The sequence below is a fragment of the Streptomyces sp. NPDC056948 genome (genome assembly GCF_042674225.1).
Classification (GTDB): domain Bacteria; phylum Actinomycetota; class Actinomycetes; order Streptomycetales; family Streptomycetaceae; genus Streptomyces; species Streptomyces purpurascens.
On sequence record NZ_JBHUQX010000834.1, the window covers coordinates 1 to 1,008 of the forward strand.

The 1,008-nt window shown below is 77.8% G+C and carries 1 pseudogene; it reads left to right on the forward strand.

Annotated elements, in window-relative coordinates:
• Positions 1-1,008: pseudogene (locus ACFTZL_RS45120) on the forward strand (hypothetical protein); the annotation flags it as partial.

Consider the following 1,008-nt stretch of genomic DNA (forward strand, 5'->3'; position numbering starts at 1 on the left):
GTCGGGCACCTCAAGCAGCGCCTCGCCGAGGTCGAGCAGGAGACCGCCGAGGCGGTACGGGCCGGCTGGCTCGACGACAGCGCGCCCGACGCCGACCCGGCCCGCGCGGCCCTCGCCGCCAGCGACGCCGAGAAGACCGCCGTCGCGGCCTGGGACGCGGCCCGCGAGGCGTCCCACCGGGCCACGGAGCACGCGCGCGAGGCGGCCGCCACCGAGACACGCGCGGAACTCACCGCGGCCCGCGCGGCGGACGCGGCCACGGCGGCGGAGCGGTCGTACGAGGCGGAGCGCCGCACCGCCGAGGCCCTGGCGGGGGAGGAGCGGCTCGCCGAACTGCTGAGCCTCACCTCCGAGACCCGCCCGGGCATCCCTCAGCCCCGCCACGGCTCGGACAGCGAGCCGGCCATCCCGCCCGCGTCCGGCGAACAGGGGCTCACCGCCGAGGAACTCGACCGCTTCGCCGACGACCTGAGCGACCTGCTCGACGACGCCGTCGGCTCCGCCGAACGGCAGCTGTTCGACCTGCGTACGGCCGCCGCCGACGACTCCCGGATCCTCGGCGCGCTCGGTGACGGCGGGCTGCTGCCGCCCGGCCCGGACGTGCTGGCCACGGTCGAGTACCTCGGCGAGCACGGCATCCCCGCGCTGCCCGGCTGGCGCTATCTCGCCCAGGCCGTCGACCCGGCCGACCACGCGCGGGTGCTGGCCGCCCGGCCCGAACTCGTCGACGGCGTGATCATCACCGACCCCGACTCCCACGCACGCGCCCGGGAGGCCCTGGGCGACGCGGCGCTGCTGCCTCGTTCCGCCCTGGCCGTGGGGACGGCAGCAGCCCTGCTCGCCCCGACTCCCGCCCCGGACGCCGACAGCGGCGACGTGTTCCTCGTTCCGCCGAACCCGGCCATGCACGACGAGCACGCCGCAGACGAGGAGCGGCAGGCGCTGCGCGCCCGGGCGACCGAGCGTGACGAGGAGATCCGCGCGCTCGCCGCCCGCCTCGGCAAGGAC